Here is a 21464-nt window from a genome sequence, read left to right on the forward strand (position 1 = left end):
ACTACTTGGTCTGTTCCTGGATCTTGGCCCATTGGCGCTCGACGTCATCCAGGCCGCCGACGTTGAAGAACGCCTGCTCTGCGATGTGGTCCAGCTCGCCGTCGCAGATAGCAGTGAAGCCTTCCACGGTGTCCTTGATGGACACGGTGGAGCCTTCGACGCCGGTGAACTGCTTGGCGGTGTAGGTGTTCTGGGACAGGAACTGCTGGATACGACGTGCACGGGACACGACGATCTTGTCTTCTTCAGACAGTTCGTCAACGCCGAGGATGGCGATGATGTCCTGGAGTTCCTTGTTCTTCTGCAGGATCTGCTTTACACGGACAGCCGTGTTGTAGTGGTCCTTGCCGATGTACTGGGGGTCCAGGATGCGGGAGGTCGACGTCAGCGGGTCAACGGCCGGGTACAGACCACGGGAGGCGATTTCACGGGAAAGTTCCGTGGTCGCGTCGAGGTGTGCGAAGGTCGTTGCCGGAGCCGGGTCGGTGTAGTCATCAGCAGGCACGTAAATAGCCTGCATCGAGGTGATGGAGTGACCCTTGGTGGAGGTGATGCGCTCCTGGAGGAGACCCATCTCGTCAGCGAGGTTCGGCTGGTAACCCACTGCGGACGGCATGCGGCCGAGCAGCGTGGAAACTTCCGAACCTGCCTGCGTGAAGCGGAAGATGTTGTCGATGAAGAGCAACACGTCCTGGTTCTGAACATCGCGGAAGTACTCCGCCATTGTCAGAGCCGACAGCGCAACACGCAGACGCGTTCCCGGCGGCTCATCCATCTGGCCGAAGACAAGGGCGGTGTCCTTGAGAACGCCGGCCTCTTCCATTTCAACCCAGAGGTCGTTACCTTCACGGGTACGCTCGCCAACACCGGCGAATACGGAGGTACCACCGAAGTTGCGTGCAACACGGGTGATCATTTCCTGGATCAGAACGGTCTTGCCAACACCAGCCCCGCCGAACAGGCCGATCTTTCCACCCTTGATGTACGGGGTGAGGAGGTCGATAACCTTGATGCCGGTCTCGAGCATCTCCGTGGAGCCCTCGAGGGAAGCGAAGGACGGAGCCTTGCGGTGGATCGGCCAGTAGGCGTCAGCCTTGATCTCGGACTCTTCAACATCCAGCGGCTTGCCGAGGACGTTGAAGATGTGGCCCTTGACGCCGTCGCCGACGGGCACAGAGATCGGAGCGCCGGAGTCCCGCACAGTGGTACCGCGGACGAGTCCGTCGGTAGCCTGCAGGGAGATGGCGCGAACGAGGTTGTCACCCAAGTGCTGGGAGGTCTCGAACGTGATGGTCTTGGTCTGGCCATTGAGAGTGATCTCAGTGGTCAGAGCGTTGTAAATCGAGGGGATTGCGTCAGCCGGGAATTCGACGTCGACAACCGGACCAATAACACGGGCAATGCGGCCGGTGGCACCGGCCGTTGCTACGTGTTCGGTAGCAGTGGCAGTCATCTCTCTCACTTCACTCAGTAGATGGCGTGGGGTTAAGTTTATCTGTTTGGTGCAGGTGCGGCTTCGAGCCGAATCCGTACCGGCTAGGACGCGAGGGCGTCGGCGCCAGCCACGATCTCGGAAAGCTCCTGCGTAATCTCGGCCTGACGGGCCGTGTTGCGAAGGCGCGTGTACTTCTTGATCAGGTCCGTAGCGTTGTCACCGGCCGACTTCATGGCGCGCTGGCGGGCTGCGAGCTCGGAAGCTGCCGCCTGCAGCATGGCTGCGAAGATGCGGGACTCGATGTAACGCGGAAGCAGGGCGTCAAGGACCTGCTCCGTTTCCGGTTCAAACTCGTACAACGGCAGCAGCTCTGACTCCGCGGCTGCTTCCTCTTCGACGACCTCCAAGGGAAGCAAACGGATAACCGTCGGCTCCTGGGTCACCATGGACTTGAAGCGGGTGTAGACGACGTGGATTTCGTCCACGCCACCCTCTTCGAAGTCAGTGGCGAAGTCTTCGAGAAGTGCAGCTCCGACTTCCTGTGCGGTTTCGAATTCCGGTGCGTCCGTGCCGCCAGTCCATACACGGGCGTAGTCACGGTTACGGAAATCGAAGTACGCTTGCGCCTTGCGGCCCACCAGGTACGCCTTGACTTCCTTGCCTTCTGCATGAAGAAGCTCGGTGAGACCTTCAGCCTGCTTGAGCACACTCGCAGAGTAGGATCCTGCAAGGCCACGGTCCGAGGTAATGATCAGGACTGCGGCACGGCGGATCTGCTCCGGCTCGGTGGTCAGCGGGTGGTCGATTTCGGTCTGGCTTGCGACAGCAGAAACGGCGCGGGTAATCGCGTTCGCGTAAGGCAGTGAAGCTGCTACGCGGGCGCGGGCCTTACCGATGCGCGAGGTAGCGATCAGTTCCATCGCCTTGAAGATCTTGCGCATCGACGTCGTCGAGCTGATCTTCTGACGGTAGACCCGAATCTGGGCTCCCATACTTATCCTTTCCTAAGTTCCCGACGTACTGCCCTGCCGGGGCCCTTGCGGACCCCGGCAGAACAGGTCATCGAAACTAGCGCTTCTGCTTGACGATCTTTTCCTGGTCGACGTCGCCACCGGAGATCGGTGCGTGCTCTTCGTGTCCGGCGCCAACCAGGTGGTTGTCGCCCTCGCCGAAGAAGCCCTTCTTGAAGGAGACGATGGCTTCCTTCAGTGCGGCAGCGGTGTCGTCATCCAGGACGTTGGTCTGAGCCAGCGTGGTCAGGATGGAGGACTTGTGCTTCAGGTGTTCCAGGAACTCGGACTCGAAGCGGCTGATGTCTTCAACCGGGACGTCGTCCAGGTAACCGTTGGTACCAGCCCAGATGGAGACAACCTGGTCCTCAACCGGGAACGGTGAGTACTGGCCCTGCTTGAGCAGTTCCATCAGACGTGCACCACGGGTCAGCTGCTGGCGGGAAGCCGCATCCAAGTCCGAAGCGAACATGGCGAATGCCTGCATGTCACGGTACTGCGCCAGGTCCAGCTTCAAGGTACCGGAGACCTTTTTCATGGACTTGACCTGGGCAGCGCCACCGACGCGGGAGACCGACACACCAACGTCAACAGCAGGACGCTGGTTGGCGTTGAAGAGGTCAGACTGAAGGAAGATCTGGCCATCAGTAATGGAGATCACGTTGGTGGGGATGTAGGCGGAAACGTCGTTGGCTTTGGTTTCGACGATCGGAAGACCGGTCATCGAGCCTGCGCCGAGCTCGTCAGAGAGCTTTGCACAACGCTCCAGCAGACGGGAGTGCAAGTAGAAGACGTCGCCCGGGTAGGCTTCGCGTCCCGGCGGACGACGCAGCAGCAGGGAAACCGCGCGGTAGGCTTCGGCCTGCTTGGAAAGGTCATCGAAGATCACCAGAACGTGCTTGCCACCGTACATCCAGTGCTGGCCGATGGCCGAGCCTGCATACGGTGCCAAGTACTTGAAGCCGGCGGGGTCCGAAGCCGGCGAGGCCACGATGGTGGTGTATTCCAGCGCGCCATGGTCCTCAAGGGTCTGGCGCACTGCGGCAATGGTGGAAGCCTTCTGGCCAACACCAACGTAAACGCAGCGGACCTGCTTGGTGACATCGCCCGAAGCCCAGTTGGCCTTCTGGTTGATGATGGTGTCCACGGCGATTGCGGTCTTGCCGGTCTGGCGGTCACCAATGATCAGCTGACGCTGGCCACGGCCGATCGGAATCATGGCGTCGATAGCCTTGAGGCCGGTCTGCATCGGTTCGTGAACCGACTTGCGCTCGGTGACGCCCGGAGCCTGGAGTTCCAGTGCACGGGTGGTCTCGGCCTTGATCTCGCCGAGGTCGTCGATCGGCTGGCCCAGCGGGTCGACAACGCGACCGAGGAAGGCATCGCCAACCGGAACGGACAGGATCTCACCAGTGCGGTGAACTTCCTGGCCCTCTTCGATGCCAGTGAAGTCACCGAGGATAATGACACCGATCTCGCGGACGTCAAGGTTCTGGGCGAGGCCCAGCGTGCCATCTTCGAAGCGAAGCAGCTCGTTCGCCATGACCGAGGGAAGACCCTCAACACGGGCGATGCCGTCACTTGCGGTGGTCACACGACCAACCTCTACGCGCTCTGCGTTTCCGGGTTCGTAGGACGCCGCGAACTCGTTCAACGCATTACGGACGTCGTCGGCGTTGATGGTCAATTCGGCCATCTGCAGTCCCTGCTCTCCTGTTTTCGTGATCATCGTTGCTCACGATGACCGGGTTTTATATCAGTTAAGTTGTGCTTTGTCTTCGCTAGCTAGCGAGCTGACGGCGGAGGTCGGTCAGGCGGCCGATAACAGAAGCGTCAAGCACTTCATCGCCCACCTGAACCCGGATTCCACCAATGAGGCGGGGGTCAACATTGAGGTTGACCTTCAGCTCGCGGCCGTACAGGGCGTTAAGCCCGGCCTGCAGACGGCTGGCCTGCGTTTCCGTCAACGGACGGGTAACGCTGACAGTAGCAATCCAGCGCTGCTGACGCTTGGCTGCAAGCTTGGCGAAGGACTCGACGAGCTTGCTCGGCTTGACACCGCGCGGCTGTGTTACGGCTTGGCTGATGAGAACCTTTGCTTCCTCGCTGGCGCCAGGAACAAGCTTCTCGGCAAGTGCCACCTTGGCCGCTGCGGATGCCTGCGGCTCAGACAGAGCACGTTGTACTTCGTGGCTGGAAGCGACGGCCTGGTTGAAAGCAAACAGATCGTTTTCCAGCTCTTCCAGCCCCGTAATACCAGAGGCAGAAACGGCCGACTTGTTTTCAGCTACGGCAATGACAACCGTGGCGGCAAGAGTCTCGAGTGCATCGCCGATATCGCGTGCAGATGCCCAGCGTAAGCCAGCCAGTCCGCCTGCGATTTCAGCAGCATCAGCGGAGACTTTTCCGCTAACCAGCTGCTTGACCAGCGCCGACTTCTCGTCTCCACTACGGGACGGGTCAGTCAAGGCGCGGCGCAAGCCAGCCGAGCTGTCCACCGTTCCCAGGATTCCGAAGAGGTCCTTTGCCAACTGCAGCGAGGCAAAAGGAAGCTTTGCTTCCAACTGCGCCAGCGCCGTGGTCAGCGATTCGCTCGATATACCTGCCATTACTTAGCTGCACCTGCGTTCTGGGTCTCCAGATCTGCCAGGAAGCGGTCCACAACGCGTGCGGCACGCTCATCGTCAGTGAGTGCTTCACCAACGATGCGGCCAGCCAACGTGGTAGCCAAAGTGCCAACCTCTGAGCGAAGCGAGACAACAGCTGCCTGGCGCTCGGACTCAATGGCGGCGTGTGCCTGCTCGGTGATGCGGGCAGACTCGGCAGCAGCCTTCGCCTTCAGGTCCGCGAGGATCTGGGCGCCTTCAGCGCGTGCTTCTTCGCGGATCCGGTTGGCTTCGGCGCGGGCATCGGTGAGCTGCTGCTTGTACTCTTCAAGAGCTGCAGAAGCTTCGGCCTGTGCCTTTTCTGCCTTTGCGATGCCACCTTCAATCGCTTCGGCGCGCTCTGCGAAGGTCTTCTCGAACATCGGGACAATGAACTTGACCACGATGTACAGGAGGACAGCAAAGCCGACGAGGACGACACCCATTTCCCAAACATTGGGAACGAGAGGGTTAGTGGCCTCTTCGCCTTCAGTGGCGGCTGAGATGATCAGCTGATTCATATTTCACCCGTCCTATCTACTCGTGTGTGGAATTCGCCTGGTTCTTCGGTTTACTTGAGAACGAAAGCGAAGACCAGGCCGAGGATGGCGAGGGCTTCGGTCAGAGCAAGACCAAGGAACGCGATCGGCTGCAGCACGCGCTGAGCTTCCGGCTGACGTGCAACACCGTTGATGTAGGCGGCGAACACGAGACCCACACCGATACCACCGCCGATGGCCGAGAGACCGTAGCCGATGAGGTTGAGGGAGCCGTTGATGGAGCCTTCCATTTTTTCTTCCTTTCAAGATGCCGCCCGTGCGGCAGGTTGTTTGGGTTGCTTCATCCCCGCGAGGGGAAGATTTGGGAGCCTAGTGGCTGTCGGCGTGCAGTGCGCCTTCGATGTAGATCGCGGTCAGCAGAGTAAACACGTATGCCTGCAGGGCCATGATCAGTGCTTCCAGCATGTACATTGCGATGGCGCCGGCCAGGACCAGGACCGAGGCTCCCTTGAGCAGGACGTTCTCCTGCATGACAAGGAACTCGATGCCGGATCCGGCGAGCATGACGATCAAGTGGCCGGCCAGCATGGTCGCGAACAGACGGAGGCTGTGCGTGACGGGGCGGACCATGAAGTTCGAGATGATTTCGATCGGGACCACGATCGGCAGGATGTACCACGGCACGCCCGAAGGAACCGTTGCCAGCTTGAAGTACTTCAGGCCGTTCTTCTTGATGCCGATTGCGATCCATGTGACGTATACAACTGCAGCGAGCACATAGGCGCCGCCAACGTGCGAGAAGCTCGGGAGCTGGATCACGGGGATAGCGCCGTAGATGTTGTTCACCAGAATGAAGAAGAACAAGCTGAACAACAGCGGGACGTACTTGATGAAGTCCTTGCCGCCGATGATGTCCTTGGCGATGCTGTTACGGACGAAGCCATAGGCCATTTCGCCTGCGAACTGCAGCTTGCCGGGAACCAGCTGCTGCTTACGTGCAGCGAGGATGAAGAATGTAGCGATAATGACGACCGAAAGGATCACCAGCAGCATCTGCTTGGAGAAGCCATCGTGCGCACCCCAAGGCAGGATTGCCGGCAGGTGCATTTCGTCGATTCCGGGTGGGGTGAATGACCCCGAATCCTGGGCGGGGAGCGCAAGCGCGATCAACGCGTTTCCTCTCTGCTGTGTCCATCATTGGGCATTGGTTGGAAGCCGGACGCGCTCGACGCATCCATATTCCGTGTGAAATTATTTGGCATTACTGTCCCCGTCCGTGGACGGACCGCTGTCTGCGTTGCTCTCGCCAGAAGAAGAGCTTTGCCTGGTGAGGCCGTGCATATGGGAAAGATAGAACCCTCCTGCGGCTCCCAGCAGAGCGCCAAGGAGCACAATCCAGCGGGTCCCCCACAGATTATCCAGACCCCAGCCTATCAAACTCCAGACAATGATCCCGCCAACGATGTAGCTGAAGACGGCGATGCCGGCGTTGTATCCACCATCGCTTCCGGCGTCGGCAGAATCGTCGGCCGCACTTTGCGATCGGGTGTGGCCGGTCAGCTGGGAGTTGCGCTTACGCAGAGACATCCGTGCCGCCCTTCTCATCCGCAGGATCGTTGTAGATCTGCAGGCGGGCTTTGCTGAAACCGTAGATCTCTGCAGCCTGCCAAAGGACGACGGCAACAACTGCGCCGATGATGAACCATCGGCCGTGCAACCAGGACGGAGTACCAATAACAAAGAGGACCACGGCGAATCCAACGACTTTTACGAAGTACGTCGCCACGAACAGGCCGACAGCGCCGGAAGGATTATTGCGGCCAACAAAATGACCGATCAGAAGGCTGATCGCAAAGAAGAGCATGACCAGCGCGGCCCCGAATGCTGCGGAAAGCGCGCCTTGGCCACCGTTAATGAACGCTGCGACGATACTCGTCACGACCAATCCGGCCAGAGCAGCAGCAGAGCTCAAGAGCAGCAGGCGGAGCCACAGATTGGACGTCTCCCCGGAAACTCCAACAACACGTTTACCGGACGGGCGTCCGGAATCGGCGTTGGATGTCATGGGGATACCAATCCTCGTGGCACGGGTGCCATATTCTCAAAGTGGGGTTACGGGCGAGTGACTGTCCGCAGAAAGAATTCTACATGAGATAGAACTGTGACCATAACCGGAAGTCATGCGCGCTCCCCTGGTCCTGCCGCATTCCGCGTGAAGTACGGCCATGCGGTAACAGCGGCCATGACAAGGGCAGCTACAACCACCACGATCAACACAATCTGCCAAGGGAACACTGCGAAAGCAACACCGCCGAACGCCAGGATGCAGGTCCAGACATAAAGCATGACGACGGCGGTGCGGTGCGAGTAGCCGAGGTCCACCAACTTGTGGTGGAGATGCCCACGGTCTGCAGACCACGGAGACTGTCCCCGGGCGGTCCTGCGAACCACAGCCATCCCGAAATCCAGCAGCGGAAGGGACAGGACGGCGAACGGCAGGAGGATCGGGATGACCGTGGGAATGCCGTTGGCGCGGTCGTAGAGCCCGGATCCGATTTGCCCCGTGGCCACTACGCCGGCTGAAGCCATGAGGAGACCGATGAGCATGGCACCGGAGTCCCCCATGAAGATCTTGGCTGGAAACCAGTTATGCGGCAGGAAGCCGATGCAGCCACCCACCAGGATCGCCATCAGGAGTGTCGCAAGGTCTGAATTGTCAGTGGATGGGTTGTTCCGGTGCACCCAGTACGCCGTGAGGAAGAAGGCACCGCCCCCTATGGTGGCCACACCTGCGGCCAGTCCATCCAGGCCATCAATGAAGTTGACGGCGTTCATGGTGGTAACAATCAGCCCGGCTGTCAGGACAATCTGGACGAGCTCGGATTGAATCAGGATCGGTTCAGGGATGAATGGAACCACAGACATCCGCACGCCCCAGATCGCGACGATGAAAGCCGCAGCTGCTTGCCCCAGGAGCTTGATCCACCAGCGGATGTCGAGGATATCGTCCGCGACCCCCACTGCGACGATCACTATGGCTCCGGCCAATATGCCCCACGGAGCATCGTTATGCCTGAAAATATCCTTGACGAAGAAGGAGTTGCTTGCCACCACGAGCGCAACAAGAAATCCTACAAAGATGCCAAGGCCGCCCAGTTTTGAGATGAGTGCGGAGTGCATGTCCCTGCTGCGGATGGGACGGTAAAGCCGTAATTTGTTCCCGAGTACGCGGGCTCCCCACGTTCCGGAGTAGGACACCACTGCAGCCGTGAGTGCCATCAGCAGGTACATGATCATGACGCGGCTCCGGAAAGCAGCCCAATGCAGAAATCAGGTACACGGACCAACGCATGCAGCCGGTGCTTCGCTGGAAAGCCGTGTATTTCTGGGCAGGTCAAGGTGTGGATTTCTGTCTGTCGATAAATGGAACTACTCCGTCGCCATGCCTGCACCGGCTGTGCCAAATGATGCTGGGATTTCTGTGGACTCTAGTCACGATACTAATGCCAACGGCGGTGACCACCGGCGTGACGCAGCCGCAAAGCCACAGCTGATGTGCAGTGGCCAAGCGGCAGGCTTCTACTTGGCGGGCTCCTGGACGTTGCGCAGGGCGTAGATCCCCTTGAGCACTTCGGCGTTGGAGCGGGGCGCCTTCAAACTGTGGCGCAGGCCCTTGAACAAGCCGTCAAGCAGTACTTTGCGGTTTGAGGACGCAGCAATGGTCTTTGCCCAATTGCGGAGCGAAGCCCCGGTGAAGAGGACCTTTTCCCAAGGGGCCAAGGCGTTGGATCTCGTGTAAACCCAGAGTTTGTTACGAACCTCGTAGTAGAAACGAGGGCCGGGGTCCGCCCCTGCATCTCCAAATACTTTCGTATGATGGTTGGCTACTGACGCACTGGTAGCCAAGGCAGTTCCCCGGCGCGAAACCCTTGCCGTGTATTCGAGGTCATCGTTCCAGATGAAGTAATCGGCAATGGGCAGTCCGTGACGCCGGATCTCGTCGGCGCGAATCAGGACAGAGACGAAGGATGCGCTGCGGATCTGAACGGCACCCAGTCGGGCAGCCATGCTGCGCGCCGCCTCACTGGCGCCGATGCGTGGGCGCATGCGGTTCATGGGGTGCTCGCGCCCATCCGTCCACACCACGCGGCTGGCGATGAATGCGGGAGCTTCCCCTGCTACCTGTTCGTAGGCCTCGGATACATCCAGTGCCTCGCGAAGCGCGCCGGGCTGCGGCTCGGTGTCGTCGTCCATGATCCAAACGTGGTCTGCACCGTGGTCCAGGACTGCACGTTCCATACCCACAACAAATCCCCCTGCACCGCCCATGTTGGCCTTGAGCGTTACGACGTCCGTGGGAACAGGGCCGCGGTAGGTCCTGAGGAATTCCGGCGTGTCGTCCGTGGAGGCGTTGTCCACAACGACGACAGCGTCCGGCACCTCCGTCCCGGCGGTGATTCCGGCCAAGGTGGTCTCAAGGAGTTCACGCCGGTTAAAGGTCACCACAACGGCGACCACAACAGGTTTGGACGTCATTTACTTGCCTTTGGTCTGGGATGGCTGGAAGTGCCGCCGAATCAGCAGGCCCGCCAACTTCCATGGTTCAACAAAAACTCTGTAGGCAACACGGCCCGGATGGAGAACCAGGCGCCACGCCCATTCGAGCCCAAGGCGCCCGAGCCAACGCGGCGCGAGCTTCTGGACGCCGGCCACCTGTTCAATGGCACCGCCAACGGCACAATACACGGCGGGCGGAAACTGAGTGAGTCGTCGCTGCAGGACCGTCTCCTGGAGCGGCATGCCAAGGCCCAGCAGCACCAGCTGAGGACGGAATCGATCCAACCACTCGACGACCGCCATTTCCAACTCGTCGTCCCATCCTTCGCCGGGCATGCCATCTACCGTTGCGTCCGGAATAATCGTGCGCAGCCTGGCCACAGCCTGCGTATTTGCAGCCCGTCCCGCGCCGATCACGGCCACCCTTTCCAAACCCTTTACTCCCCCGAGTGCCGGGATCCAGTCCATGGACCCGAGGCGATATGCCATGGGGCCCTGTCCCAACGGTTTTAGTTGCCGTTTGTGAGCCAATCCCCAAAGCATGGCTACCGGGGCACCGTCAAGAAGGATGACCGAGCTTTGATCGTAAAGTGAACGGAAATCTGCACAGGAATGAAACAGCGTAATGCTGTGAAGATTGTGGCCGAGCACAGTACGGGTGGTTCCGGTGGCGATGAGTCCGTGCAAGGCATCGATCAATTCGTTGACGCGCAGCGGAGTCGCGTCGACGTCAAGGACGGGGACGCGCTGGCGGTCCGGAATCATTCGGGTTTGGCTTCACGTGGAGCGTCGGGTGCCGATGCTGAAACAGCGGCTGCGGGATCCTCGACGGCGGGTGCTTCCGTTACTTCGATGGGTGCGTCGTGTGAGGTGGCCGCTTCGGAGACAGGTTCTTCCTGTTCTGCTGCTTCTGTTTCTGCTGCTGCCGGCGCAGCGGAAGGTGCAGGCTCGTCAACGCCGAGGACGGAAGGAACAACTTCACGCAATCGCTCCAGGGAGATAGCGCCTTCGCGTACCACCCTGAAGGGTTCTGAGGTTGCATCCACGATGGTGGAAGGCAGGGCAGCAGTACCTTTCACGGGCCGGAAGCCGCCTTCAAGGTAAACCTCCACGGAATCTGCCAGCTGGAGCCGGGCCTCTGAAGCGGTCTGCGCTGCTTCCTGCCCTGTCCGGTTGGCCGATGAAACAGCCAGCGGCCCAGTAAGGCCCAGGAGCTCCAGCGCGAGTTCGTCGTCAGGCATCCGCAGGGCAACAGTGCCCTTGGTATCACCCAGATCCCAATCCAAAGACGGCTGGGCGTGGAGGATGAGCGTCAGGCCACCAGGCCAGAATGCCTGTGCCAAGGCCCTGGCATTGGCGGATACATCGCTCGCGAGTCCGTCCAGGGCATTGATGCGGGGAATCAGCACCGGTGGGGGCATTTGCCGGCTACGGCCCTTGGAGGCCAACAACATTGTCACGGCCAAGGGGGAAAAGGCGTCAGCGGCAATGCCGTACACGGTGTCCGTCGGCAGCACGATGCACTTCTTTTCGCTGATGGCACGCTGCGCGTGTTGAAGTCCTTCAGCCCGCTGGTCATCGGAAGTGCAATTGTAGGTTGTGGTCACAGCGCTATTCTTTCACTCATCAGGAGCCTTGTTTGCCAGCACTGCGCTCGTGGCACGTTCCTTGCCGTTGAGGTCAAAGTGCGTGGTGATGTCCTGCCAACGTCCCGCTCGACGCAACATGCCGCTGATCCAATCGGCCTGGACTTCTGCGTGTTCCATCACGAAGTAGCCGCCAGGTTTCAGGAGGCGGCCTGCAGAGGCTGCTGCCGCCGTCGGGAGTTCCATGCCATCCGCTCCCCCACCGTACAGTGCTTCGGGCGGATCATGCAGGGCAACTTCGGGCTCGTTCGGGATGGCTTCGGCAGGGATGTACGGAGGATTGGACACCACAACGTCAAAGGAGCCGTTGTGTTCAGGCAAGGCATCCCTGAGATCGCCCTGGATCAGCGAGACACCCAGCGGTTCAAGGTTCCTGCTGGCCCAGGCATGGGCAAAAGTGCTGAACTCCACAGCATGGACTTCGGCACCTGGAACCTCCTGGGCGATTGAACCGGCAATGGCTCCGGAACCCGTCCCGAGGTCCACGATCTTAGGGTGGGACATGCCAGCCACGTGGTCGATGACAAGCTGGACAACGGATTCCGTTTCGGGCCGGGGAATGAACACACCCGGCCCCACCTGCAACTCAAGGTGGCGGAAATACGCGACGCCGGTGATGTGCTGAAGCGGTACGCGTCCGGCACGCTCGGCCACCAGTTCGGCGTAGCCTTCAGGGGCGGGGGAATCCCCCAGCAGCATTGCCCGCAACCGGCCCAGCCCCACTCCCAACAGGTGCTCCGCAAGAAGTTCGGCATCGACGCGCGGGGTGGGGACTCCGGCGTCGGACAAAACCGCAGTGGCCTCGCGAACAGCATCCGCGAGGCTCTGGCCGGGGAAAATCGTCATATCTATGCCCTGACAGCTGGAAATCGGGTGATAGCTGGAAATCGGCAGGTTTGTGGTGCTCTGCTACTCGCCCAGGGCGTCCAGTCGCGACTGCTCGTCCGCTTCAATTGCCGACTGGATAACGGGTTCCAGGTCACCATTCATCACGGCGTCGAGGTTGTATGCCTTATACCCAGTGCGGTGGTCCGCAATGCGGTTTTCCGGGAAGTTGTAGGTGCGGATGCGCTCTGAGCGGTCCATCGTACGGATCTGCGACTTGCGCTGTTCGGAGTTGGCGGCGTCGATCTGTTCCTGCTGGTGGGCCAGAAGACGCGCACGGAGAACGCGCATGCCGGCTTCGCGGTTCTGCAGCTGCGACTTTTCGTTCTGCATGGCCACCACGATGCCCGTAGGCAAGTGGGTGATTCGAACTGCGGAGTCAGTGGTGTTCACGGACTGGCCACCAGGACCGGAGGAACGGTAGACGTCGATCTTGAGGTCGTTCTGGTTGATTTCAAGTTCTTCGGGTTCATCCACTTCGGGAAGCACCAGGACACCTGCCGCGGATGTGTGGATACGGCCTTGGGACTCTGTCACCGGAACACGCTGCACCCGGTGCACGCCGCCTTCGAACTTCAGTCGCGCAAACACGCCCTCCGCGGGGTCGTTCGAGTTGCCCTTGATGGCCACGGCAACGTCCTTGTATCCACCAAGATCGGATTCGTTAGCGGAGATCATCTCAGTCTTCCAGCCCCGCGACTCGGCGTACCGCATGTACATACGGAGAAGGTCACCGGCGAACAACGCAGCTTCGTCGCCGCCTTCGCCACCCTTGACCTCAAGGATGACGTTGCGGGCATCGTCCGGATCACGAGGGATCAACAGACGGCGCAGCCGCTCCTGTGCCGCAGGAATCTGCTCCTCCAGCTGCACAACTTCTGCAGCGAATTCGGGATCCTCGTCTGCCATCTCTTTGGCAGCTTCCAAATCGTCATTGAGCCCGCGCCATTTGTTGTACGCCTCCACAATGCCCTGGAGCTGCGCAGAACGCCGCCCCAATTTCCGGGCAGCAGACTGATCGGCATAAACAGCAGGATCACTCAACTGCGCCTGGATAGCAGCATGCTCATCAAGCAATCCCTGTACGGACTCAAACATTTTCAAACCTCTTTCGACTTCAACAAGTCTAATAACTGCATCGTGGGGTCACGTACAGCCCATCTGGCGGGCGCACATGGGCCGATTTGACCTCGCGTGGTGTCGGGCCAAGGATTCGGTTTAGATCAAGGATTCCTTAAACAAAGACCGCTCAAAATATGCCGGCCAGGGAGTGGCTTCGGGCCTGCCGGAGCCGGGTAGCTTGCGATCGCAGATCGCAAGCTACCCGGCGTAGGGGCGGGGCCGGCATATTTTGAGCGGTTAGAGCACAGCTATTTGTCGTTGTCCGACTTCGCTCCGAGCGTCGTCTTCTGAACCTGCATGAGGAACTCGACGTTGCTCTGCGTCTCCCGGATCTTGTTGGTCAGCAGCTCAAGGCTCTGCTGCTGCTCAAGGCCTGAAAGGACGCGGCGCAGCTTCCACATGATCTTGACTTCTTCAGGCGAGAGCAGGTTCTCTTCGCGGCGCGTACCGGACGCGTTGACGTCCACGGCCGGGAAGATGCGCTTGTCTGCCAGCTGGCGGGACAGGCGGAGCTCCATGTTGCCGGTGCCCTTGAACTCCTCGAAGATGACTTCGTCCATCTTGGAGCCGGTCTCTACGAGCGCCGTTGCCAGGATGGTCAGTGAGCCACCGTTTTCGATGTTGCGGGCGGCGCCGAAGAAGCGCTTCGGCGGGTACAACGCTGCGGAGTCCACACCACCGGACAGGATGCGGCCGGAGGCCGGTGCTGCCAGGTTGTAGGCGCGGCCCAGGCGGGTCATGGAGTCCAGGAGGACCACAACGTCCATGCCCATTTCAACGAGGCGCTTGGCGCGCTCGATGGAGAGCTCGGCAACCGTGGTGTGGTCGTCTGCGGGACGGTCGAAGGTGGAGGCAATGACCTCACCCTTGACGGTGCGCTGCATGTCCGTGACTTCTTCGGGACGTTCGTCAACCAACACCATCATGAGGTGGACCTCAGGATTGTTGGTGGTGATCGCGTTCGCAATGGACTGCAGGATGAGCGTCTTTCCGGCCTTGGGCGGGGAGACGATCAGGCCACGCTGGCCCTTGCCGATCGGAGCCACGAGGTCGATGACACGCGGACCGATCTTCTTGGGGTCTGTTTCCAGGCGCAGGCGCTCGGACGGGTACAGCGGCACCAGTTTGGCGAACTCCACGCGGTCCTTGAGTTCTTCAGGAGTCTTGCCGTTGACCGAAGTCACACGAACAAGGGCGTTGAACTTCTGGCGCGAAGACTGCTGGTTGCGGTCTTCACCTTCGCGGGGTGCACGGATGGCGCCAACGACGGCGTCGCCCTTGCGGAGGTTGTACTTCTTGACCTGTGCCAGGGAAACGTAGACGTCGTTTGCACCGGGGAGGTAGCCGGAGGTACGGATGAATGCGTAGTTCTCCAGGACGTCCAGGATGCCTGCTACGGGGAGCAGAACATCGTCTTCGGTAACCTCGATGTCGTCAACATCCGGCCCCTGTGCACGGCCACGGCGGCGCTCGTTGCGGTCGCGGAAGCGGTCGCTGCGGGTGTTGCCGTCCCTGCTGTCCTGAGCGCCACGACGGTCGCTGCGTTCGTTCTGATCGTTGCGATCACGGCGGTTGCGGCGATTGCGGCGGTTGCCGCCGTCTTCGAGGTCGTTGGTGTCCTCGCGGCGGCCGCGGGAGTCACGACGTTCACGGGACTGATCGCCAGAGTCGGCCTGTTCGCGCTGTTCAGTGCGCTCGGCACGCTGTTCGCGCTGCTCGGTACGCTGTTCAGTGCGCTCGGCACGCTGTTCGCGCTGCTCGGTACGCTGTTCAGTGCGCTCGGCGCGCTGTTCGGTCCGTTCGCCGCGCTGTTCACGCTGTTCGGTCCGTTCGCCGCGCTGTTCACGCTGCTCAGTCCGCTCGGCGCGCTGTTCACGCTGTTCAGCGCGCTCGGGACGCTGCTCAGCAGCCGGGGCTTCTGCAGTTTCGTCGGGAGCTGCAGCAGCCTCGCTGCGGCGACGGTTACGGGTGCGGGGCTGGCGACGCTCGGTGCCGGCTTCGCTGACTTCCGGCGCTGCCTCGGGCTCTGCAACCGGCGCGGCCGGCGCTTCAGCGGATGCAGCGGCCTCTGTTGCGGACACAACACCATCGCTGGTGGCGCGGCGACTACGGCCACGTCCACGTCCACGAGGGGCTTCCTGGACCGGCGCCTCGGCGCTTGCGTCAGCAGCAGGCGCGCTCTTCTCCGCAACCTTGACGTCGGCGACCGGCGCTGCCTTGGGCGCGGTGGCTGCCTTCGTCGATGCCTTGGCCGGGGCCTTGGCGGTAGAAGTCCCGGCACGATGGGCGGAAATGGCTGTTACCAAGTCCCCCTTACGCATACGGGACCCACCGGAGATCCCCAGCTGGCTGGCAAGAGCCTGGAGCTGGGCGAGCTTAAGGCCGGCAAGGCCGCTGCTCTTGGTGGTTGCTGCTGTTGACGACTCGGCAGCAGAAGTTGTTGTGTCCACAGCTGAAGCCAGCTCAGTGGTTTCTGTCACGAAGGATCCTTCCCCCTCGACGGCGTCCAGAGCGAGAGCTGGACGCGATGATTTGTTCTGGGCTGCAGTTCAGATCTGCAGCCGGTGATTTCGGCCGTGCCTGATGGATTGTGGCCAACAGGGCCGGATACTGATCGTCTTCATTGAATCCAGTTGCCCGGACAGCCGACTGAATATTCAGGGAACAGAGAGAGTTCTGCGGCACCTGAGACAGGCCGGAAGGAGACGGCACCGCCAGACGTTGGCACAGTTGACGAAAGGAACAGCGAAACCGCCAAGATCCAAAATCAGGGAACTGCCCGCGGCTTTACCGCCGGTGCACTTCCACTCTAGCACCTTCAACGTCCACAGCCAGCGTCATCACGCGCCAACCGACGTTCGGTGTGTTGGCACCAGTAAATGCCTCGATGAATTCGGCAACGGTTGCCGCTTCGCCCGGCCCATTGGCCAGGACCATGACAGTAGGACCGGCACCGGAAACCACGGCAGCGTGACCGGCCGTCCGCAGCGCCGCAATAAGGTCCGCGCTGGGCCTCATGGCTTCGGCCCGGTAGCTCTGGTGAAGGTAGTCTTCGGTACCGGGCAGCAGGAATTCCGGCTGTGTTGTCAGCGCGTGGATAAGCAATGCTGCGCGTCCGGAGTTCATTGCAGCAGCATGGTGGCCCACAGACGCGGGCAAGAGTCCGCGGGCAGTTTCGGTGGAGAGTTCGTAATCCGGAACGGCCACCACGGGAACTACGGTCCGGGCTACTTCAGCACGAGTACTGCTGTACTGCTCGCTGTCCTGCCAAGAGAGCGCCAGTCCGCCGAAAATGGCGGGGGCGACGTTGTCCGGGTGGCCTTCCATTTCGCTGGTCAACTGCAGGATCCAGTCGAGATCCTGCTGCGCCTCTTGTGGAACCAAGGCATTGGCCGCCGTAACGGCTGCTACAACTGCGGACGCCGAGGAACCCAGCCCTCGTCCATGCGGATTAACGTTGTCGGCCGTGATCCTTAGACCGGAGTGGCGGAAACCCAAACGTTCCAAGGCGAGGTCGATCGCACGCACCACCAAGTGGCTGGAGTCGCGCGGAAGAGTATCGGCGCCCTCACCGGAGAGCTCGAATTCGAGCTCTCCGGTGGTGAGCGTTTCCACCGTCAAGGTGTCATAAATGGACAGGGCCAAGCCGAGGCTGTCGTAGCCGGGACCCAGGTTGGCGCTCGTACCGGGGACCTTGACGGTCAGCCGCTGGCCTGCCGCGACGAGTTGACGATCGGTCGCGGTGGGCTGCGTTTGTTCCACTCTTATTTTTCTTCCAGTCCCAGTTCCGCGGCAACGGTAACGACGTCATTGGAAACCTTGACCGGCTGGACATCGCTGCCGTCCTCCGTGCGGAGGGCCCACTGCGGGTCCTTCAGTCCGTGGCCGGTAACGGTGATGACGATAGTCTTGCCGGACGGAACCTCACCAGCAGCGTGCTTCTTGATCAGGCCTGCCACGCCGGCAGCAGAGCCGGGCTCGACAAAGACGCCTTCCTTGGAGGAGAGCCAACGGTGGGCGTCCAGGATTTCCTCATCCGTGACAGCTTCAATCAGGCCACCGGATTCGTCGCGGGCAGCGACGGCAGTGTCCCATGATGCCGGGTTGCCGATGCGGATGGCAGTGGCAATGGTGTCCGGCTCAGTGATCGGGTGCCCTGCAACGAACGGCGCTGCACCTGCAGCCTGGAATCCCCACATGATGGGTGTCTTGGTGGACACGGCCGGCAGTGTGCCGTTGGCGGTCTCGAAGGGGGCGGAGTACTCCTTGTATCCCTTCCAGTAGGCAGTGATGTTTCCGGCGTTGCCGACCGGCAGAACATGGATGTCCGGGGCATCGCCCAGGGAGTCCACAACTTCGAAGGCACCGGTCTTCTGGCCTTGGATACGGGCAGGGTTGACCGAGTTCACCAGGAAGACCGGGTAGGACTCGCCAAGCTTGCGGGCGATATCCAGACAGTTATCGAAGTTGCCGTCCACCTGCAGGAGGGTGGCGCCATGCGCGATCGCCTGGCTGAGCTTGCCCATGGAGATCTTGCCCTCGGGGACCAGCACGGCGCACTTGAGGCCGGCGGCTGTCGCGTAAGCGGCGGCCGAGGCGGAGGTGTTTCCGGTGGAAGCACATACAACGGCTTTGGCGCCGGCTTCGACTGCTGCCGTCATCGCCATGGTCATGCCGCGGTCCTTGAATGAACCCGTGGGGTTCATTCCCTCGACCTTCAGGTACACCTGGGAGCCGGTCAGCTCGGAAAGCTTCTGAGCGTGGACGAGCGGCGTGCCGCCCTCGCCGAGGGTGATGACCTTGGTGGCTTCCGTTACAGGCAAACGATCAGCGTATTCGCGGATTACTCCGCGCCATTGGTGAGCCACTTAGACCCCTTCTACCCGCAGTACGGATGTCACAGAATTGATGACGTCCAGGCCCTTGACGGCCTCGACGGTTGCTGCGAGTGCAGCTTCGGATGCACGGTGCGTCACGATTTTCAGCTCAGCCGACTCAACATTCGAGGCAGAGTCGCGGTGGATCGTTTGACGCATGATCTCGATGGATACGCCGTTCTCCGCAAAAATGTGGGCGATGCGAGCCAGCACACCTGCTTGGTCTGCTACATCCAGACCGATGTAATAGCTGGTGTTGGAGGCATCAATGGGCAGTGCCGGAACATGCCCGGTAGTTGTTTCCGTGCGGCCGGGACCGCCCAGCACCAGGCGTCGGGCAGCGGAGACGAGGTCACCCAACACAGCTGAGGCAGTTGGAGTCCCCCCTGCACCCTGGCCGTAGAACATCAGTTCACCGGCGTTTTCGGCTTCAATGAAGACGGCGTTGAACGCGCCACGGACAGCGGCAAGCGGATGTTCGCGTGGCAGGAGGGTGGGGTGCACGCGCACCGAGATTCCGCTGCCGTTCTCTGAAGCTTCGATCTTCTCGGCGATGGCGAGAAGCTTGATGACGAAGCCGGCTTCCTTGGCCGAAGCGATGTCCGCAGCACTGACCTTGGTGATCCCCTCGCAATAGACGTCGTCCAGGGAGAACCTTGTGTGGAAGGACAACGATGCCAGGATCGCAGCCTTGGCAGCCGCATCATGGCCCTCGATATCGGCGGTGGGGTCAGCTTCGGCGTATCCGAGGCGCTGCGCTTCGGCAAGGGCGTCCGCAAACTGTGCACCAGTAGTGTCCATCTGGTCAAGGATGAAGTTGGTGGTCCCGTTCACGATCCCGAGAACCCTCGTAATGCGATCGCCGGAGAGGCTGTCACGGATCGGCCGCAGGATGGGAATGGCACCGGCAACTGCGGCTTCGTAGGACAGTTGGACGCCGGCCTTGTCAGCCTCTTCGTAGAGAGTGGGGCCGTCCTGCGCGAGCAGCGCCTTGTTGCCGGTGACAACGCACGCGCCATTCTGGATGGCGGTGACGATGAGCGTACGTGCGGGTTCGATTCCGCCCATGAGCTCGATGACGAGGTCTGCGTCCTTGACGAGGGTCTCGGCGTCCGTGGTAAAGAGCTCACGAGGCAGTTCGACGTCGCGCGGCGAGTCGATGTTGCGCACGGCAATACCGGACAGCTCGAGGCGGGCACCACTTCGGGCGGCCAGTGCCTCGGCGTCGTCAATAAGAATGCGCGCGACCTGGGCCCCTACATTGCCACAGCCCAGCAGGGCCACCTTCAGGGTTCGCACTTCAGACATTCGCCACTCCCATGTCGCGGTTCAAGAGATCTTCTTCGGTTTCCCCGCGGACAATGAGCCTGGCGGCTCCGTCGCGCACAGCGACAACGCCAGGCCGGGCCAGGTAGTTGTAGTTGCTTGAGAGGGCCCAGCAATAGGCGCCGGTACCCGGTAATGCGAGCAAATCACCGGCTGCCACATCCGCGGGCAGATATACATCTCTAACAACTATGTCGCCGCTCTCGCAATGTTTGCCCACTACGCGGGACAGCTGCGGAGCTGCATCCGAGTCACGGGACGCCAAAATCGCCGAATAATCCGCGTCGTAAAGCACCGGACGGGCGTTGTCGCTCATTCCGCCATCCACCGACACATACCGGCGCGGATACGTAACGTTCTCTGGACCTGTTTCGGTGCCCGGAACGTCCACGCGGACAGTTTTAAGCGTGCCTACCTCATACAAAGTGAACGTAGTGCTCCCGACGATCGCGCGTCCGGGTTCGATGGAAACGCGGGGCGGTTCGATGCCGAGTTCTGCGCACTTTGAACGCACGACGGCGGCCATCGCCTGCGCAATTTCCGCCGGAGGGCGGGGGGTGTCCACTGGCGTATAGGCGATTCCATAGCCGCCCCCGAGGTCCAATTCCGGCAGGATGATGGAGTATTTGGCCTGCATCGCTGCCTGAAAACCGAGGAGCTTTTCCGCGGCCAGCGCGAATCCGTCGGCTTCGAAGATCTGGGAGCCGATGTGGCAGTGCAATCCCAAGAGCTCCACGCTCGGGTACGACGTCGCGGCTGCCACTGCCTCTTCAGCGGCGGACAGGCCAGCTTCCTCTGTGGAGTCCTCAGCCATGGACAGGCCAAATTTTTGGTCCTCGTGCGCTGTCGCGATGAATTCGTGGGTGTGGGCGTGCACTCCTGGTGTGAGGCGCAGCATGACCTTGGCGGTCTCGCCGCGGCTGGAGGCAATCTTGGCGACCCGTTCCAATTCATCGAGGCTGTCCACCACGATTCGGCCCACCCTCATATCCAGTGCCCGGTTGATCTCGGCGTCGGACTTGTTGTTACCGTGCAGCCCAAGGTTGGGCCCGGGGATTCCTGCGCGGGCGGCAACTGCCAGTTCACCTCCGGAACATGTGTCCAGGCGAAGGCCTTCCTCTGCCACCCACTGTGCCACCGACGTGCAGAGAAAAGACTTGCCTGCATAATAGACATCCACTCCCCCACAGATGTCCGCGAAAGCGTCGTCGAAGGCGTCTTTGAAAGCACGGGCACGCGCGCGGAAGTCAGATTCGCTCATCACAAAGAGAGGAGTGCCGAATTGCGCCTTGAGATCGCTGACTGAAATCCCGTCAATGGTTACCTCACCGGCTTCGTTCTTCTCCACACCGGCTGCCCACATCGGTGCTTGAAGGGCGTTAAGGTCTTCCGGGACGGCCAGCCATTCGGGAGCAAGCGGAGAGGCCTGGGGTGAATTTGGTGCGGCGTTTGTGGTCATGG

The 21464-nt window shown here is 60.9% G+C and carries 20 protein-coding genes; all 20 read right to left on the bottom strand.

All coding sequences use genetic code 11. The features are described from left to right. Nucleotide 1: 1 nt before the first annotated feature. The 20 genes from atpD to lysA all read right to left on the bottom strand — a co-directional run bounded on the left by atpD (nt 2) and on the right by lysA (nt 21462). A complete protein-coding gene (atpD, locus tag VUN82_16735) occupies nt 2-1453 on the bottom strand; it encodes a F0F1 ATP synthase subunit beta (protein XAS70730.1) in 1452 nt (483 codons plus the stop codon). An 83-nt stretch (nt 1454-1536) separates the two neighbouring features. Further along, nucleotides 1537-2427: a F0F1 ATP synthase subunit gamma gene (locus tag VUN82_16740; GenBank protein XAS70731.1), complete on the bottom strand. Its 891-nt coding sequence runs from the start codon at nt 2425-2427 to the stop codon at nt 1537-1539. Between the two features lie 76 nt (nt 2428-2503). Then, entirely contained in the window at nt 2504-4141 is a 1638-nt protein-coding gene (gene atpA / locus VUN82_16745) for a F0F1 ATP synthase subunit alpha (protein XAS74721.1), read from the bottom strand. An 85-nt stretch (nt 4142-4226) separates the two neighbouring features. Further along, entirely contained in the window at nt 4227-5054 is an 828-nt protein-coding gene (locus VUN82_16750) for a F0F1 ATP synthase subunit delta (protein XAS70732.1), read from the bottom strand. Next, nucleotides 5054-5611 (bottom strand): F0F1 ATP synthase subunit B, encoded by a 558-nt coding sequence (locus VUN82_16755; protein ID XAS70733.1) that lies wholly within the window; start codon nt 5609-5611, stop codon nt 5054-5056. The genes VUN82_16750 and VUN82_16755 overlap by 1 nt, the downstream gene beginning before the upstream one ends. A gap of 50 nt (nt 5612-5661) precedes the next feature. Then, entirely contained in the window at nt 5662-5880 is a 219-nt protein-coding gene (gene atpE, locus VUN82_16760) for an ATP synthase F0 subunit C (protein XAS70734.1), read from the bottom strand. A 79-nt stretch (nt 5881-5959) separates the two neighbouring features. Further along, the gene (gene atpB, locus VUN82_16765; protein XAS70735.1) at nt 5960-6760 is read right to left on the bottom strand and encodes a F0F1 ATP synthase subunit A; all 801 of its coding nucleotides are present in this window, start codon (nt 6758-6760) and stop codon (nt 5960-5962) included. Between the two features lie 81 nt (nt 6761-6841). Then, on the bottom strand, nt 6842-7177 hold the full coding sequence (locus VUN82_16770) for a hypothetical protein (GenBank protein XAS70736.1): 336 nt from the start codon (nt 7175-7177) through the stop codon (nt 6842-6844). Further along, nucleotides 7164-7655, bottom strand: coding sequence for a hypothetical protein (locus VUN82_16775; protein XAS70737.1), 492 nt, complete (start codon nt 7653-7655; stop codon nt 7164-7166). The genes VUN82_16770 and VUN82_16775 overlap by 14 nt, the downstream gene beginning before the upstream one ends. 113 nt (nt 7656-7768) lie before the next feature. Continuing rightward, nucleotides 7769-8887, bottom strand: coding sequence for an MraY family glycosyltransferase (locus VUN82_16780; GenBank protein XAS70738.1), 1119 nt, complete (start codon nt 8885-8887; stop codon nt 7769-7771). 282 nt (nt 8888-9169) lie between these two features. Further along, nucleotides 9170-10126 carry a glycosyltransferase family 2 protein gene (locus VUN82_16785; GenBank protein ID XAS70739.1) on the bottom strand — a complete coding sequence of 319 codons (957 nt, stop codon included), beginning with the start codon at nt 10124-10126 and terminating at the stop codon, nt 9170-9172. Further along, complete coding sequence (locus VUN82_16790) at nt 10127-10912, bottom strand: WecB/TagA/CpsF family glycosyltransferase (GenBank protein ID XAS70740.1); 786 nt, start codon at nt 10910-10912, stop codon at nt 10127-10129. Further along, nucleotides 10909-11754, bottom strand: coding sequence for an L-threonylcarbamoyladenylate synthase (locus VUN82_16795; protein ID XAS70741.1), 846 nt, complete (start codon nt 11752-11754; stop codon nt 10909-10911). The genes VUN82_16790 and VUN82_16795 overlap by 4 nt, the downstream gene beginning before the upstream one ends. A 12-nt stretch (nt 11755-11766) precedes the next feature. Beyond that, nucleotides 11767-12639 carry a peptide chain release factor N(5)-glutamine methyltransferase gene (prmC, locus tag VUN82_16800; protein ID XAS70742.1) on the bottom strand — a complete coding sequence of 291 codons (873 nt, stop codon included), beginning with the start codon at nt 12637-12639 and terminating at the stop codon, nt 11767-11769. A 63-nt stretch (nt 12640-12702) separates the two neighbouring features. Beyond that, nucleotides 12703-13776, bottom strand: a complete 1074-nt coding sequence (gene prfA, locus VUN82_16805) for a peptide chain release factor 1 (GenBank protein XAS70743.1) — start codon at nt 13774-13776, stop codon at nt 12703-12705. 272 nt (nt 13777-14048) lie between these two features. After that, complete coding sequence (gene rho, locus VUN82_16810; GenBank protein ID XAS70744.1) at nt 14049-16280, bottom strand: transcription termination factor Rho; 2232 nt, start codon at nt 16278-16280, stop codon at nt 14049-14051. 307 nt (nt 16281-16587) lie between these two features. Then, nucleotides 16588-17562, bottom strand: a complete 975-nt coding sequence (gene thrB / locus VUN82_16815; GenBank protein XAS70745.1) for a homoserine kinase — start codon at nt 17560-17562, stop codon at nt 16588-16590. A 2-nt stretch (nt 17563-17564) separates the two neighbouring features. Beyond that, nucleotides 17565-18668, bottom strand: a complete 1104-nt coding sequence (thrC, locus tag VUN82_16820; protein ID XAS70746.1) for a threonine synthase — start codon at nt 18666-18668, stop codon at nt 17565-17567. Beyond that, entirely contained in the window at nt 18669-19985 is a 1317-nt protein-coding gene (locus VUN82_16825) for a homoserine dehydrogenase (protein XAS70747.1), read from the bottom strand. Further along, the gene (lysA, locus tag VUN82_16830) at nt 19978-21462 is read right to left on the bottom strand and encodes a diaminopimelate decarboxylase (protein ID XAS70748.1); all 1485 of its coding nucleotides are present in this window, start codon (nt 21460-21462) and stop codon (nt 19978-19980) included. The genes VUN82_16825 and lysA overlap by 8 nt, the downstream gene beginning before the upstream one ends. Between the last annotated feature and the right edge of the window lie 2 nt (nt 21463-21464).

This window comes from Micrococcaceae bacterium Sec5.1 (assembly GCA_039636795.1).
Lineage (GTDB): Bacteria > Actinomycetota > Actinomycetes > Actinomycetales > Micrococcaceae > Arthrobacter.